This is a genomic window from Roseomonas sp. CECT 9278, assembly GCF_918698155.1.
GTDB lineage: Bacteria > Pseudomonadota > Alphaproteobacteria > Acetobacterales > Acetobacteraceae > Neoroseomonas.
In genome coordinates this window covers 1-13264 of sequence record NZ_CAKKLX010000077.1, presented here as the reverse complement: position 1 = coordinate 13264, position 13264 = coordinate 1, and the positions used below count along the sequence as shown (strand labels likewise).

Annotated in this window: 14 protein-coding genes and 1 pseudogene; 8 read left to right on the top strand and 7 right to left on the bottom strand. The window is 72.0% G+C overall.

Annotated elements, in window-relative coordinates; genetic code table 11:
• The coding region (locus LQ222_RS25030; RefSeq protein WP_230169600.1) for a hypothetical protein at positions 1–306 on the top strand (306 nt) is incomplete at its 5' end.
• A gap of 157 nt (positions 307–463) precedes the next feature.
• Positions 464–2020: an acyl-CoA carboxylase subunit beta gene (locus LQ222_RS25025; RefSeq protein ID WP_230169599.1), complete on the top strand. Its 1557-nt coding sequence runs from the start codon at positions 464–466 to the stop codon at positions 2018–2020.
• A gap of 33 nt (positions 2021–2053) precedes the next feature.
• Here the strand turns inward: LQ222_RS25025 and LQ222_RS25020 are convergent, their stop codons facing one another.
• The 6 genes from LQ222_RS25020 to leuC all read right to left on the bottom strand — a co-directional run bounded on the left by LQ222_RS25020 (position 2054) and on the right by leuC (position 8075).
• Positions 2054–2788, bottom strand: coding sequence for an FkbM family methyltransferase (locus LQ222_RS25020; RefSeq protein ID WP_230169598.1), 735 nt, complete (start codon positions 2786–2788; stop codon positions 2054–2056).
• 43 nt (positions 2789–2831) lie between these two features.
• Positions 2832–3794 (bottom strand): tripartite tricarboxylate transporter substrate binding protein, encoded by a 963-nt coding sequence (locus LQ222_RS25015; protein ID WP_230169597.1) that lies wholly within the window; start codon positions 3792–3794, stop codon positions 2832–2834.
• A 5-nt stretch (positions 3795–3799) separates the two neighbouring features.
• Positions 3800–4684, bottom strand: a complete 885-nt coding sequence (locus LQ222_RS25010; protein ID WP_230169596.1) for a sugar ABC transporter substrate-binding protein — start codon at positions 4682–4684, stop codon at positions 3800–3802.
• Entirely contained in the window at positions 4684–5634 is a 951-nt protein-coding gene (locus tag LQ222_RS25005; RefSeq protein ID WP_230169595.1) for a tripartite tricarboxylate transporter substrate binding protein, read from the bottom strand. The genes LQ222_RS25010 and LQ222_RS25005 overlap by 1 nt, the downstream gene beginning before the upstream one ends.
• Before the next feature lie 397 nt (positions 5635–6031).
• Complete coding sequence (leuD, locus tag LQ222_RS25000; protein ID WP_230169594.1) at positions 6032–6658, bottom strand: 3-isopropylmalate dehydratase small subunit; 627 nt, start codon at positions 6656–6658, stop codon at positions 6032–6034.
• 13 nt (positions 6659–6671) lie between these two features.
• Positions 6672–8075, bottom strand: coding sequence for a 3-isopropylmalate dehydratase large subunit (gene leuC, locus LQ222_RS24995; RefSeq protein ID WP_230169593.1), 1404 nt, complete (start codon positions 8073–8075; stop codon positions 6672–6674).
• A 121-nt stretch (positions 8076–8196) separates the two neighbouring features.
• On the opposite strand from leuC, the gene LQ222_RS24990 reads away from it, so the two are divergent.
• Complete coding sequence (locus tag LQ222_RS24990; RefSeq protein WP_230169592.1) at positions 8197–9159, top strand: tripartite tricarboxylate transporter substrate binding protein; 963 nt, start codon at positions 8197–8199, stop codon at positions 9157–9159.
• 4 nt (positions 9160–9163) lie between these two features.
• Here the strand turns inward: LQ222_RS24990 and LQ222_RS24985 are convergent, their stop codons facing one another.
• Positions 9164–10126, bottom strand: coding sequence for an oxaloacetate decarboxylase (locus LQ222_RS24985; RefSeq protein WP_230169591.1), 963 nt, complete (start codon positions 10124–10126; stop codon positions 9164–9166).
• Positions 10127–10630: 504 nt separating this feature from the next.
• On the opposite strand from LQ222_RS24985, the gene LQ222_RS24980 reads away from it, so the two are divergent.
• From LQ222_RS24980 to LQ222_RS24960, 5 genes and pseudogenes are all read left to right on the top strand, one after another.
• Entirely contained in the window at positions 10631–10846 is a 216-nt protein-coding gene (locus tag LQ222_RS24980) for a Flp family type IVb pilin (RefSeq protein ID WP_230169590.1), read from the top strand.
• Positions 10847–11056: 210 nt separating this feature from the next.
• Positions 11057–11260, top strand: coding sequence for a hypothetical protein (locus tag LQ222_RS24975; RefSeq protein ID WP_230169589.1), 204 nt, complete (start codon positions 11057–11059; stop codon positions 11258–11260).
• 28 nt (positions 11261–11288) lie between these two features.
• Positions 11289–11798, top strand: a complete 510-nt coding sequence (locus LQ222_RS24970; RefSeq protein ID WP_230169588.1) for a prepilin peptidase — start codon at positions 11289–11291, stop codon at positions 11796–11798.
• Between the two features lie 3 nt (positions 11799–11801).
• Complete coding sequence (gene cpaB / locus LQ222_RS24965; RefSeq protein ID WP_230169587.1) at positions 11802–12677, top strand: Flp pilus assembly protein CpaB; 876 nt, start codon at positions 11802–11804, stop codon at positions 12675–12677.
• A gap of 74 nt (positions 12678–12751) precedes the next feature.
• Positions 12752–13264: pseudogene (locus LQ222_RS24960) on the top strand (hypothetical protein); the annotation flags it as partial.

Sequence of the window (13264 nt, the reverse complement as noted above, 5' to 3'; positions counted from 1 at the left end):
CCCGCCACCCCGGCGCCCGCCGCCGCGCCGGCCTCTGCCGTGCCGCCGGCGCCCACCGCCTGGCGCGTCGCGCGCGACGGCACGCTGGGCTGTGCCGACGCCGCACCGCTGCGCCTGCTGCGGCAGGCCGCCGATACGCCGCCGCGCCTGCTCGCCGAGGCCCGCGCCGCCGGTGGCTGCCGCACGACATTCCGGCTGAATGCCTGGGTGCTGGAGGCGGCCGAGGCCGACCTGGTGCGCCTGCGCCTGGTGAATGGCGATACGCTGACGCTGTGGTTCCTGCGCGCCGACGTGCTGCCGCCCTGACCTGCCATGCCGCGTGGCCGCCGGCGCACGCATCGCCGGAGGTGCGCCGCGGCGTGGGCGTGTCCGCTGTCGCGCATCGCCGAAGGGTCTGCGTGCATGGCTGGACGACCGTGCGCCGCGGCGTGAGACTGCCGCGAGCAAGGGACGTTCTCCACGCATGACCTGGCAGCCTGAACTCGACGAATTGCGCCGGCGCGAGGCGCTGGCCCGCGCCATGGGCGGGCCCGACAAGGTCAAGCGCCAGCACGATGGCGGCCGCCTGACCGTGCGCGAACGCGTCGAGGCACTCGCCGACCGCGGGTCGTTCCACGAGGTCGGCGCCATCGCCGGCCGCGCCGACTACGATGCGCAGGGCGAACTGGCATCCTTCACGCCGTCCAACTGCGTGATGGGCCGCGCGCTGGTCGATGGCCGCCCGGTCGTGGTGGTGGGCGACGATTTCACCGTGCGCGGCGGCAGCGCCGACGCCACCATCCGCGACAAGCCGATCATGGCGGAGCGCATGGCGGCCGAACTCCGCCTGCCGATCATCCGCATGATCGAGGGCTCGGGCGGCGGCGGGTCGGTCAAGACCATCGAGACGACCGGGCGGGCCAACCTGCCGGGCGGCGTCGGCGGCACGCAGCTGTATTACCAGACCACTGCGAACATGGGGCTGGTGCCGGTGGTGACGCTGGGGCTGGGGTCGGTCGCCGGGCTCGGCGCGGCGCGGCTGGCGGCGGCGCATTACTCGGTGATGACGAAGACCTCCGCGATGTTCGTCGCGGGGCCGCCGGTGGTGGCGCGCCTGGGCGAGAAGCTCGACAAGCGCGACCTCGGCGGCTGGGAGATCCAGTGCAGGGCCGGCGGCGTCGACGATGCGGTCGAGACGGAGGCCGAGGCCTTCGACCGCGCGCGGCGCTTCCTGTCCTACCTGCCGTCCTCGGTGTTCGACCTGCCGCCGGCGGTGCGCCCGCGCGACGACGCCGCGCGGCGCGACGAGAAGCTGCTGTCCGCGATCCCGCGCGACCCGCGCCAGGCCTACAAGATGCGCCCGATCATCGAGACGCTGGTGGACAAGGGCTCGTTCTTCGAGATGGGCGCGTGGTTCGGCCGCCCTGTCATCACGGGCTTCGCGCGCCTGGACGGCCGCGCGGTCGCGGTGCTCGCGAGCGACCCGGTCTTCCAGGGCGGCTCCTGGACCGCGGATGCCTGCCAGAAGATCATCCGCTTCGTGGACCTGGCGGAAACCTTCCACCTGCCGGTGGTCTACCTGATGGATTGCCCCGGCTTCGCGGTGGGGCTGGAGGCGGAGAAGACCGCCACCATCCGCTGGGGCGTGCGTGCCATGGCGGCCGTCAACCAGGCCCGCGTGCCCTGGTGCACGGTGATCCTGCGCAATGCCTTCGGCGTGGCGGGCGTGGTGCACCAGCCGGCGGGGCGGTATTCCATGCGCTATGCGTGGCCGTCCGCGCGCTGGGGATCGCTGCCGCTGGAAGGTGGCGTGGAAGCCGCCTATGCGGCCGAGGTGACCGCCGCGGAGGATCGCGACGCCAAGGTCGCGGAGATCGAGACGCGTCTGCAGAAGCTGCGATCGCCCTTCCGGACGGCGGAGGCCTTCTGGGTCGAGGAGATCATCGACCCGCGCGACAGCCGGCGCCTGCTGTGCGAATTCGCGCGGCTGGCCGACCCGCTGCGCGCGCCGGGCCTGGCCGCCTTCACCATGCGTCCCTGACAGCGGGCCTGGCGCGGCGCGCCGGGATCCGCGCTACCGCAGCAGGCGGAACCAGGAATTCTCGCCCTTGCGCGCGGATTCATGCGCGCGCCCCGCGAGCGCGGCCTGCACCGCCGCGCTGCAGCCGGGCCGGAAGCGGTCGTGAAATTCGACCGTCATCGCCGAGGTCCGGTCCAGCCATTCGAGGTCCGTGGCCTCGAAGACGTCCTTCTCCGCGCCCTCGATGTCGATCTTCAGCAGGTCGACATGGTCGATGCCGGCCTGCGCCATCACCGACCGCAGCGACAGCGCGCGCGTCATCGCGACGCCCGGCGTGTCGGCGGCACCGGCGGCGATGGTGCGGGTCGACCACGACTCCATCGGCTTGCCCGCGAGGGTCGTCTGCAGCGCCAGTTCCGTGTCGTCGCTCCAGAGCGCCGCGTTGATCAGCACGACGCGGTCCAGATGCCCGCAATTCGCCTGCAGGCATTCGAAATTCGCCGGGTCGGGCTCGAGCGCGACGATCAGCGCCTCGGGGTAGCGCAGGCGGAACCACAGGACCGAGACGCCGACATTGGCGCCGGCGTCGATGATGGTGGCGGCGTGCGGCGCGAAGCGGTGCTGGTATTCGGACCGCACGAAGACCTTGCGGAACACCTGCTGGTCGGTCTCGCGCGTGCGCAGCAGCACCGGGCGCGCGAGGCCCGGCACGCGGACCGCGAGGGTCTCGACCTCGAAGGCCGACAGGATCGCGGGGTCGAGCGCCGACTTGCCGATGTTCAGCAGCATGGCGCGTCCTTCGCAGGTCCGGCCCCGCGGCGCAACGGGGCGGCTACTCCATGGTGATGCCGGCGGCCTGCACCACCTGGCGCCACTGCGGCACCTCGGCCGCCAGCCGCGCGGCCAGCGGCGCCGGTCCGTCCAGCAGCAGCTTCGACCCGCGATCCGCCATGCGCCGCGACAGCTCGCTGTCCGGCGCGGCGAGGGGGGCGAGCTCGGTGTTCAGGCGCCGGATCGCGTCGGGCGCGGTCTGCCGGGCGGCGAACAGCCCGAACCAGAACGGGACCGCGTAGCCGGGGATGCTCTCGCCGATCGCGGGGGTCTGGGGCAGCAGCGGCGCGCGCGTGGCGGTGGTCACGCCGATCGGGCGGATGGTGCCGGCGCGGATGTGTTCCAGCGCCAGCGACAGGTCGCCCACGAAGGTGTCGATCTCGCCGCCCAGCAGCGCGGTCATGATCAGCCCGGCACCGCGATAGGGCACGTGCAGCAACTCGATGCCGGCCTTCTGCATCAGGAAGGCCGAGGCGAGGTGCGTCGCCGACCCGATGCCGGAACTGCCGACCGAGACCCGCCCCGGCGCTTCCTTCGCGCGTGCGACATACGCGGCGAGGTCGGCCGGCCCATTGGCCCGCACGCAATAGACCAGCGGCGCCTCGGTCACCATCGTCACCGGCAGCAGGTCGGTGAAGGGGTCGAAGCCGAGCTCCCGCCGCAAGGCCGGCAGCGTGGCGACGGAGTTCGATGTGATCAGGAAGCTGTGCCCGTCGGTTGCCGTGGCGACATGCTGCATGCCGACCTGGCCGCCCGCGCCCGCGCGGCTGTCATAGACCACCGGCTGGCCGAGCCGTGGCGTGAGGTAGTCCACGAAGTAGCGCGCCGGCACGTCCTGCGGCCCGCCCGGCGCGAAGGGGCTGATCAGGCGCACCGGGCGCGTCGGCCAGCCGGGCTGGGCCAGCGCGGGTGTCGCGAAGGCAGCGCCGATGGCGGCTGCGACGGCGCGTCGGGTCATGGTCATGGCGTTCATTCCGGGACGATGTCGGCCCAAAGGGGCAGGGGTCGTTGGTCGATCGGCACCAGCCAGGCGGCGTGGTTGGCGCGCGTGATCGGGATGGCGGGCAGCAGGATCTCGCGCGGGACCGGCTGCCCGCGCAGGTGGCGCAGCGCGGCCATGGCGGCCACCGCGCCCATGCGCTGGCCATCGTAGTCCATGGAGGCGAGCAGGCGGCCGGCGGCGATCTGCCCGGCGGCCTCGATGGTGCCGTTGTTGCCGACCACCAGCGCGTGGCGCCCGGCGGCGTCCAGCGCATCCAGCGCGCCCAGCGCCATCAGGTCGTTGGTGCAGATCACGCCGTCGATGCGCGGATGCTGCGCGAGCAGGGCTTGCATCGCGGTGCGTCCCGGTTCGCGCAGGTAGCGTCCCGGCGCGGTGCCGAGCACGCGGATGCCGGGGTGGCGCGCCAGTGTCTCGCGGAAGCCGCGGCCGCGGTCGCGGCTGGTGGGCGCGGTGTCGGGGCCTTCGACCAGCACGACATCGCCGGCACCGCCCAGCGCATCGACGATGACGCCGGCGATGGTGCGCCCCATCGCCACGTCGTCGGCGCCGATGAAGGTGACGAAGTCGCCGGCCATGCGGTTGACGAAGCCGATGAAGGGGATGCCCCGCGCGATGGCCTGCGCCACCGGTGCTTCCAGCCGCGCATCGTCGGCGGGGGCGAAGATGATGGCGTCGGGGCGCTCGGCGACCACGGCGTCCAGCAGGGCGATCTGCTGCGCGGGGTCGTCGGGCGTGGCCGGGACATGCCAGGTGGCGCGCGCGTCCTGGTGCGCCGCGGCGCGTTCCACGCCGCGGAAGAAGGCCTGGTAGTTCGGGTTGACCCCGTTCTTGGTGAAGGCGGCCAGGCGCATCAGTCGCCGCGCACGCCGGCGGCGCGGATCACTTCGCCCCAGGAGGTCAGGTCGCGCGCGATGCGGGCGTTGAAGGAGGCGGTGTCCTCGAAATGCGGCGTCAGGCCATTGGCCAGCAGCCGTTCGCGGAATTGCGGGTTCTCGAGGCCGCGGCGCGTCGCGTCGGACCATTGCGCCAGCGCGGCGGCGGTCATGCCGCGCGGCCCGCAGATGCCGAACCAGCCGGCCATCTGCAGCCCCGGCACGAAGGCCGAGATCGGCCGCGCATTCGGGAACAGCGGCGACCCCGCATCGTCGCCGAGGGCGAGCAGGCGCAACTCGCCGCCCTGGATCTGGCGCATCACGTCGCCGAGGTTGGTGATCATGAAGTCGATGCGCCCGCCCAGGATGTCGACCACCGCGGGCGTGGCGCCGCGATAGGGCACGTGCACGATGTCGACCCCCGCGCGCGCCTTCAGCAACTCGGCCGAGAGGTGCTGCGCCGACCCCACGCCGGCCGAGGCATAGGACAGCCCGCCCGGGCGCGCGCGGGCGGCGGCCAGCAGGCCGGGCACGTCCTGGTGCGGGCCGCGCGCGGCGACGATCAGCGCATAGGTGGACAGCGCGACATTCGCCACGCCGGTCATCTCGGTGCGTGGGTCGATGGGCATGGAAACGCCGGGGAGGTTCGGCGTGATGGTCATGCTGCCCATCGGGCATTGCAGCACGGTATTGCCGTCGGGCGCGCTGCGCGCGACGGCCTCGGCGCCGATCAGGCCGTTGGCGCCGGTGCGGTTCTCGACCACGCCGCGCGCGGGCATGATGGGCGGGACATATTCGGCGATCAGGCGCGCCATGAGGTCGCCGGCGCCGCCGGCGGCGAAGCCGGAGATCACGCGGATCGTGCGCTCCTGCGCGGCGGCGGGGAATGCGATGAACACCGCCGCGGCGGCCAGCAGGATGCGACGCATGGAACCTCCCTCCCGTTTCGTTGCGGGAAGGCTAGGACGGAAGCGTCGCGGAAGGCGAATCAGGTGGCCACGGCCAGCGGATGTCCCGTGCGCCAGGGATCACGGCAGACACATTGGCCGGTTGGTCTTCCGGGCATCCCTGGCCATCCGGCCGGCTCCGGTCGAACGGAAGCGGCGCCAGTGTCGCGGTTCCGGCGTCCCGCGGGCTTCGTCTTCGGGCCACCGGCCCTGGGCTCCAGTGCCCTGCCGGTCCGCTGCGTGCATGGGGAAACCCACGCATCTTGTGGGCAGGACCTGGAGCATGCCGCGTTCGCTCGCGCTCACGTCGCTGGCTCCAGCCTGTTGTTTTCAGAGCATCTTCACGCGTTCGGACGATTCCATCTGAACGCGAACCGTTCTAACGCTCCACCGTCTCCCACGCCCAGGCGCGCTTCGCCCGGTCGGCCTTCTGCCAGGCCAGGATGGCGTCCTTCTGCTTCAGCGTCAGCGCGATGTCGTCGAGCCCTTCCAGCAGCGCGTCGCGCTTGCGCGCATCGACGCTGAACGGGATCTCGGCGCCCTCGGGCGTCACCACCACCTGGCGCGCGAGGTCAACCACCGTGTGGCGCGCCCCTTGCGCCGCTTCCGTCTCCTCCGCGATGCGGCGGATCACGTCCTCGGGCAGGCGCACCGGCAGCAACCCGTTCTGGAAGCAGTTGTTGAAGAAGATGTCGCCGAAGGACGGCGCGATGACGGCGCGGAATCCCATGCCCATCAGCGCCCAGACCGCACCCTCGCGCGAGGAACCGCAGCCGAAGTTCGGCCCCGCCAGCAGGATCGGGCTGTCGCGGTACTGCGCGCGGTTCAGCACGAAGTCGGGATTGTCGGAGCCGTCCTTGTTGTAGCGCAGCCGTTCGAAGGCGTGCGGTCCGAGCCCGGTGCGCCCGGTGCCGACCAGGCGCTGGATCGGGATGATGACATCGGTGTCGATATTCGCACCCAGCATCGGCGCGGCGGGGCCGCTGACGGTGGTGAACCTGTCCATCGGTGCTGCCCCCTTACGCCGCGAAGGACCGGACATCGGCGATCGCGCCCGCCAGCGCCGCCGCCGCCGCCATGGCGGGCGAGGCCAGGTGCGTGCGCGCCCCCGTGCCCTGCCGGCCCACGAAGTTGCGGTTGGAGGTGGAGACGCAGCGCGCCCCCGCCGGCACGAATTCCCCATTGGCCGCGACGCACAGCGCGCAGCCGGGTTCGCGCCATTCGAAGCCGGCGTCCAGGAAGGCGGTGTGCAGGCCCTCGGCCTCGGCGGCGTGCTTCACGCGCTCGCTGCCCGGCACCACCCAGGCGGTGACATGCGAGGCGACACGGCGCCCTCGAAGGACGGCGGCGGCGGCGCGCAGGTCCTCGATGCGGGAATTGGTGCAGGATCCGATGAAGACCCAATCGACCTTCGTGCCCTCGATCGGCGCGCCGGCGGTCAGGCCCATGTAGTCCAGCGCCTTCTCCCAGTCGGCGCGCTTTTCGTCGTTCGGCGCGTCGGCTGGGTCCGGGACGTGGCCGGTGACGGGCAGCACCTGCTCGGGGCTGGTGCCCCAGGTGATCTGCGGGGCGATGTCGCGCATGTCGATCAGCAGGTCGCGGTCGAACACCGCATCGTCATCCGACGGCAGGGCGCGCCAATCGGCCAGCGCGGCATCCCACGATGCGCCGCGCGGGGCGAAGTCGCGGCCCTTCAGCCAGGCGAAGGTGGTCTCGTCCGGGGCGACCATGCCGATCTTCGCACCCATCTCGATCGACAGGTTGCACAGCGTCAGGCGGCCCTCGACGGACAGCGCGCGCACCGCGGACCCGGCGTATTCGACGGCATAGCCGGTGCCCGCCGCCGCGCCGAAGCGCCCGATCGCGGCCAGGATCATGTCCTTGGGCGTCACACCGGGCGGGGCTTCGCCCTCGAAGCGGATCCGCATGGTCCGCGGCTTCTTCTGCGGCAGGCATTGCGTGGCCAGCACGTGCCGCAGCTCCGACGCGCCGATGCCGAAGGAGATCGACCCCACCCCGCCATTGGTGCAGGTATGGCTGTCGCCGCAGACCAGCACCGTGCCGGGCAGCACGATGCCGAGTTCCGGCCCCATCACATGCACGATGCCGTTGCCGTCCTGGCCCAGGTCGAACAGCCGCACGCCGGTCTCGGCCGCGCGCCTGCGCAGCCCGGCCAGCAGGCGCGCGCCGGTCGGGAAGGTCTCCGAGGTGCGCCCCGGCGCCGAGGAGACGGCGTGGTCGGGCGTCGCGAAGACCAGGTCGGGGCGCGCCACCGCATGGCCGGCCTCGCCCACTTCCTGCAGGGCGCGCGCGCCCGACAGATCGTGCACCAGCACCCTGTCGCAATGCAGCAGCGACCAGCCGCCACCCAGGTCCGCCACCACATGCGGGTCCCAGATCCTGTCGAACATCGTCCGCGGCATGGCCGCCTTCCTCCCGGGTGCTTGACGCTGGCGGGCGGGCAAGGGAGCGTCCGGCGCAGCGGCGGCATCACGCCGCGATGGACGGGTGCGGTCAAGCGCCCGCGGGAACGGGAGAGGGTGCATGGCGAGGATGACGCGGCGCCTGTTCGGGCTCGGCATGCTGGCGCTGCCCGGCGTGGCGCGCGGGCAGGCGGCCTGGCCGGACCGCCCGGTCCGCCTGGTCGTGCCCTACAGCGCCGGCGGCGTGGCGGACACCATCGCCCGCATCCTGCAGGCCCGCGTCAGCGAGCACCTCGGGCAGTCCTTCATCATCGAGAACCGGACCGGGGCATCGGGCGCGATCGGCGCGCAGGCGGTGCACGGCGCGCCCGCCGACGGCCACACGCTGCTGTTCGAAGGCGCGACCTTCGCGACGCTGCCCGAGGTGCGCCGCGACCTGCCCTTCGACTACGCCAGGGCCTTCATCCCGGTCGTGCAGGTGACGACGCAGCCCTACATCATCGGCGTGCGCGCCGGCTTTCCCGCCACCGACCTGGCCGGCTTCGTGGCGCAGGCGCAGCAGCGGCCGGGGCTGGTGACCTATGGCACGCCGGGGGTCGCGCATATCGGCCACTTCATGGGCGAGGCGCTGCAGATGGCGGCCGGCATCCGGCTTGAACACGTGCCCTTCCGCGGCGGCGCCGACGTGGCGCGGGAACTCGCCGGGGGGCGGATCGATGCGGGGATCATCTCCTATTCCAGCCTGCGCCCGGCGGTGGAGCGCGGCACCACGCTGATCGCCAGCACGGCGGGGCGTCGCCAGGCCTCGCTGCCGCAGATCCCGGTGATCGCGGAGAGCTTCCCCGGCTACGACATGTCGTCCTGGACCGGGGTGTTCGCGCCTGCCGGCACGCCGGAGGCGGCGGTGCAGCGGATCAGCGCGGCGATGCGCGCCGCGCTGGCCGACCCCGAGGCCCGCCGGCGGCTCGATGCCGCGGGCGCGGATGCCGTGCAGTCGGACCCGGAGGCCTTCGCGGCGGTGATCCGGCGCGATCGCGAGACGGCGCGGCGGATCGTCGTGGCGACCGGGTTGCGCGTAGGGTAGGGGGCTACTCAGCCGCCTTGGGCGCGTAGCCCAGGCCCCCCTCGTATTTCTGCGCGTTCTGCTCGGGCAGGAACTCGGCCTCCATGTCGCGGATGCGGTCGAAGCCCGCGAAGCCGTGCAGATTGCCCATCGGGTGCTGCCGGAACCGGGCGTCGTAGGCGGCCTCCGCCATCGGGCCGTCGGTCTTGAGGGCATGCGCGAAATCGTGGATCGCCATGATCGTCGCGCGCATCGCCGCCCCCGGCAGGATGCACACGCGGATGCCCAGCTCCGCCATCTGCTCGGCCGACAGGCGGGGCGAGATGCCGGTCATGTTGTAGAAGACCGGCCCGCGCACCTCGGCGCCGATGCGCGCGACCTCGGCGACATCCTTCGGCCCCTCGACGAAGGCGAGGTCGGCGCCGGCATCGAGGAAGGCATTGGCGCGGTCGATCGCGTCGTCCAGCGATCCACCATGCGCGCCGCGCGCATCGGTGCGGGCGATCACCACGAAATCGGGGTCGAGCGCATCGCGCGTGCGGGCCGCCGCGCGGATCTTGAGCACCGCCTCGTCGCGGCCGATCACCTCGCGCCCCGCGACATGGCCGCAGCGCTTGGGCGCCACCTGGTCCTCCAGGTGCAGGCCGGCGACGCCGGCGCGGATGTATTCCTCGACCGTGCGGACCACGTTGATCGCGTTGCCGAAGCCGGTATCGGCATCGGCGATCAGCGGCACCTTCACCGCGGCGGCGATCAGCTTGGCGTTCAACGCCATCTCGGTGAGGGTGGCGAGCCCGGCATCGGGCAGGCCGAGCAGGTTCAGCGAGGTGCCGTAGCCCGACATGTACAGCGCCGGGAAGCCGGCATCCTCCAGGATGCGGGCGGACATGGCGTTGAAGCAGCCGGGCACGACCAGCGGGCGATGCGCCTCGATCAGGGCGCGCAGGCGCGTGGTGGGGCGGGTGGGGCTGCCCTGGCCGAGGCGCATGGGACGTTCCTTGGGTCTGGTTCCTGGGGGCGATCATGCCCGATCGGCCCGGGCGGGCAATCGCCGGCGGCGCGGGGCGGGGCAGCCGCCAGGGCTGGCTGGCCGAATCACGAAACATTGATGTTGCGGGGGCGGAGCGGCGGCCCGCGCGACGCTGCGAATTCGCGCGACTTCCCGAAATTTGGACGAAACGGCGATAGATCGCGCCGCGGCATGCGCGCGATGCGTTGGTTTCGTCCCTGCGGCGGTCGTGTAGGGTCGCGATGGAGGGTCGGGTTCGCCCCCATTTTTGGGCAGTTTCGGCAATCGTCTTAAAAAAAATACAATTTCGTGTTTTTTTTCATTGACGGTCGGTTAACCCCTGTGGTTTGGTTGCGTTGTCGCGGGGGTCCAACTGCACCCAGTTGATCCCCTTCGCAGGCCAACCGCTGATACCCAGGCGAGCGGGAGTGGTTGGTCTCACGCAATGAGGCTCGTTATTGAGATTAACCGAAGGGGATCGACATGATTCGCAAGTTCCTGGCTTCTTTCCGTGGCGCCGCTGCCAACCGCAAGGGCGTGACCGCCGCCGAGTACGCCATCCTCGCCGTGGGCGTGGTCATCATCGTGGGTTCGGCCGTGTCGCTGTTCGGCCAGTCGCTGCGTGACGCGTTCACCGCGGTCGGCCAGCAGATCACCACCACGCAGGGCGAAGTCGCCGGCGCCAACCAGATCCGCTGACGAACTGCGAGGATTGCGGCGGGTGGCCCAGGCCGCCCGCCGCACCCTCGGCCTGGTGACGCAAGACCTGTTTCCTGCCGCCGCAAACGCCTTGCGGCGCCCCGGAGAGCACCCCAGGACGTGGGGGCGCCTCACAAGTCGTTGAACGACTGCGGAAAATAGAGCACGCTGAGCGCGCGGAGGATCCGCCATCAGCAAGGGGGCGCGGTAATGGCCAAGATGGCCCGAGTGATCGCCAGGATTGCGAGCACCAGGCGCGGCGTCGTCGCGGCCGAATACGCCATTCTGTCGGTTGGCGTCGTCATCGTTGTCGGGACGGCCGTCGTCATTCTGATCGAGCCGAACAATTCTGCCTTTCGTATACTCGGGGAAGTCCTTCTCGACGCGCAGGCTTCCCTTGCGGCGAACCGCTGATGGCGCTTGAGCGAGGGATGATCGCACCGTGTCCGCAACCGTCGTGTTCCTGTCGTTGGCGCTGCCGTTGCTCGTCATCGCGGCGCTGCGGGACATCGCGACGCGCCTGATCCCCGACGCCATTCCCATCGCCATCGCGCTCGCCGGCCTTGTCGCCCGCGCCTTCGACGGCTGGGCGGCGGCCGGCACCTCCCTGCTGCTGGGCGCCGGCATCTTCCTGGTGCTGGTGCCCATCGCCGCCCGCGGCTGGCTGGGCGGCGGCGACGTCAAGCTGCTCGCGGCGATGGCGGTCGGCCTGCCGCCCGCGCTCACCTGGGACTTCACCGTCGCCACCGTCTTCGCCGGCGGCGCGCTGGGCGTCGCCTATATCCTGGGCCGCTACCTGGTGCCCGAGACGCGCGTGGCTGGCGACGCCACGCTGCTGCGCCGCGTGCTGGCGGTCGAGGCCTGGCGCATCCGTCGCCGCGGGCCACTTCCCTACGCCGTCGCCATCGCCTGCGGCGGCCTCCTCCTCCTGATCTCCTTGCCGAGGGCCTGACCCATGTTCCTGCGGCTTCTTGTCGTCGTCTCCTTGGTCCTGAGCGCCACCGGCCTCGGGATCCTGGCCCTCCAGCTGATCCAGCCGGCAGGCAACCCCCAGCAGGTCGCCCGCGTGGAGGCGCCGCCGGTGGTCGCGCCGCCGCCCAGGGTCCGCATGCTGGTGGCCGCGCGGCCGCTGTCGATCGGCACGCTGCTGAAGGACGAGGATTTCCGCGAAAGCGAGGTCGCCGCCGACGCCGTGCCGGAAGGCGCCTTCACCGGCGGCTCGGCCTCCCTGGCGGAACTGCGCGGCGCGCTGCTGCGCCGCTTCATCGATCCCAACCAGCCGGTGATTGGCACCGACGTGCTGCGCCCGCGCGACCGTGGCTTCCTGGCCGCGGTGCTGCGGCCGGGCACGCGCGCCATCTCGATCGGCGTCGATGTCGTGACCGGCGCCTCGGGCCTGATCTGGCCGGGCGACGAGGTCGACCTGATCCTGACCCAGAACCTCCAGCAGCAGCAGGGGCAGCAGGGGCCGGAATCGGCTGGACGCCGCGTCGTCGGCGAGACCATCCTGTCCGCCGTCAGGGTGATCGCGGTGGATCAGCAGATCAGTCACAGCGGAACCGACGCGACGGCAGCACGGGTGGTGGCCCGTACGGTAACGCTTGAAACGACGCCCGAGCAGGCCGAGCGGCTGGCGGTGGCGGTCCAGCTCGGACGCATCTCCCTCGCGGTCCGTTCAATCGAGGGCGTGCCCGAGGCGACCGGCCCGCGCCCTTCGCTGGTTTTCGGTTCCGACGTTTCCTCCGCGCTTACCGGTCCGCAGGCACCTTCCCCTTCGACGCGCATGCGTATTATTCAGGGCGGCTCGCAGCAGGAGGTTACGTTCCGATGAATGAAGGACACCGGGCCGGAGGCGCTCCACCCCATCTGGCCTGGAAGGCGTCGGGGCAGGCGCGGGTGTTCCGCATGATGCCCCTGGCCGTCGTTCTTCTGGCGGGCGTCGCGCTGCCCGCCGCCGTCGCGAATGAAGTCCCGGTGGCGACCGCCGACCAGGCGGGCCCGCGGATCGCGGTGCGCACCGGCACCCATCCGGGCTACGGGCGCATCGTCTTCGACTGGCCATCGCGCACCGACTACCAGGCCGAGGCGACCGCCGAGGGCCTGGTCATCCGCTTCGCTGCCGCCGGGCAGATCGCCCAGGGCGTCGCGGTGCCGCGCAACGTGGTGGCGGTCTCCGCCGATGGCGCGGTGGTGCGCATCGATGCGCGCCCCGGGGCGCGCTTCCGGCATTTCCATCATGGGCCGAAGCTGGTGGTCGACGTGCTCGACCCGGGCCCCGATGCCGCCGAGGCGCGCCCGGTCGCGCCGGCGCCGAGCGCCGATGCCGTGCTCGCGGACCTCGCGGCCGCGACACGCATCCGCGCGCCCGGCCGCCCGGCGACGCCGCCGGTGCTCGCGAGCGCGACGCCGGCCTCGCGC

What these genes read in the sequence shown, in the direction of transcription:
- LQ222_RS25005 (WP_230169595.1), bottom strand. Translation starts at nt 5,634, where the DNA reads ATGCGTCGCATCCTGCTGGCCGCCGCGGCGGTGTTCATCGCATTCCCC.
- LQ222_RS25010 (WP_230169596.1), bottom strand. Translation starts at nt 4,684, where the DNA reads ATGCGCCTGGCCGCCTTCACCAAGAACGGGGTCAACCCGAACTACCAG.
- cpaB (WP_230169587.1), top strand. Translation starts at nt 11,802, where the DNA reads ATGTTCCTGCGGCTTCTTGTCGTCGTCTCCTTGGTCCTGAGCGCCACC.
- LQ222_RS25020 (WP_230169598.1), bottom strand. Translation starts at nt 2,788, where the DNA reads ATGCTGCTGAACATCGGCAAGTCGGCGCTCGACCCCGCGATCCTGTCG.
- leuD (WP_230169594.1), bottom strand. Translation starts at nt 6,658, where the DNA reads ATGGACAGGTTCACCACCGTCAGCGGCCCCGCCGCGCCGATGCTGGGT.
- LQ222_RS25015 (WP_230169597.1), bottom strand. Translation starts at nt 3,794, where the DNA reads ATGACCATGACCCGACGCGCCGTCGCAGCCGCCATCGGCGCTGCCTTC.
- LQ222_RS24980 (WP_230169590.1), top strand. Translation starts at nt 10,631, where the DNA reads ATGATTCGCAAGTTCCTGGCTTCTTTCCGTGGCGCCGCTGCCAACCGC.
- LQ222_RS24985 (WP_230169591.1), bottom strand. Translation starts at nt 10,126, where the DNA reads ATGCGCCTCGGCCAGGGCAGCCCCACCCGCCCCACCACGCGCCTGCGC.
- LQ222_RS24990 (WP_230169592.1), top strand. Translation starts at nt 8,197, where the DNA reads ATGGCGAGGATGACGCGGCGCCTGTTCGGGCTCGGCATGCTGGCGCTG.
- leuC (WP_230169593.1), bottom strand. Translation starts at nt 8,075, where the DNA reads ATGCCGCGGACGATGTTCGACAGGATCTGGGACCCGCATGTGGTGGCG.
- LQ222_RS25025 (WP_230169599.1), top strand. Translation starts at nt 464, where the DNA reads ATGACCTGGCAGCCTGAACTCGACGAATTGCGCCGGCGCGAGGCGCTG.
- LQ222_RS24975 (WP_230169589.1), top strand. Translation starts at nt 11,057, where the DNA reads ATGGCCAAGATGGCCCGAGTGATCGCCAGGATTGCGAGCACCAGGCGC.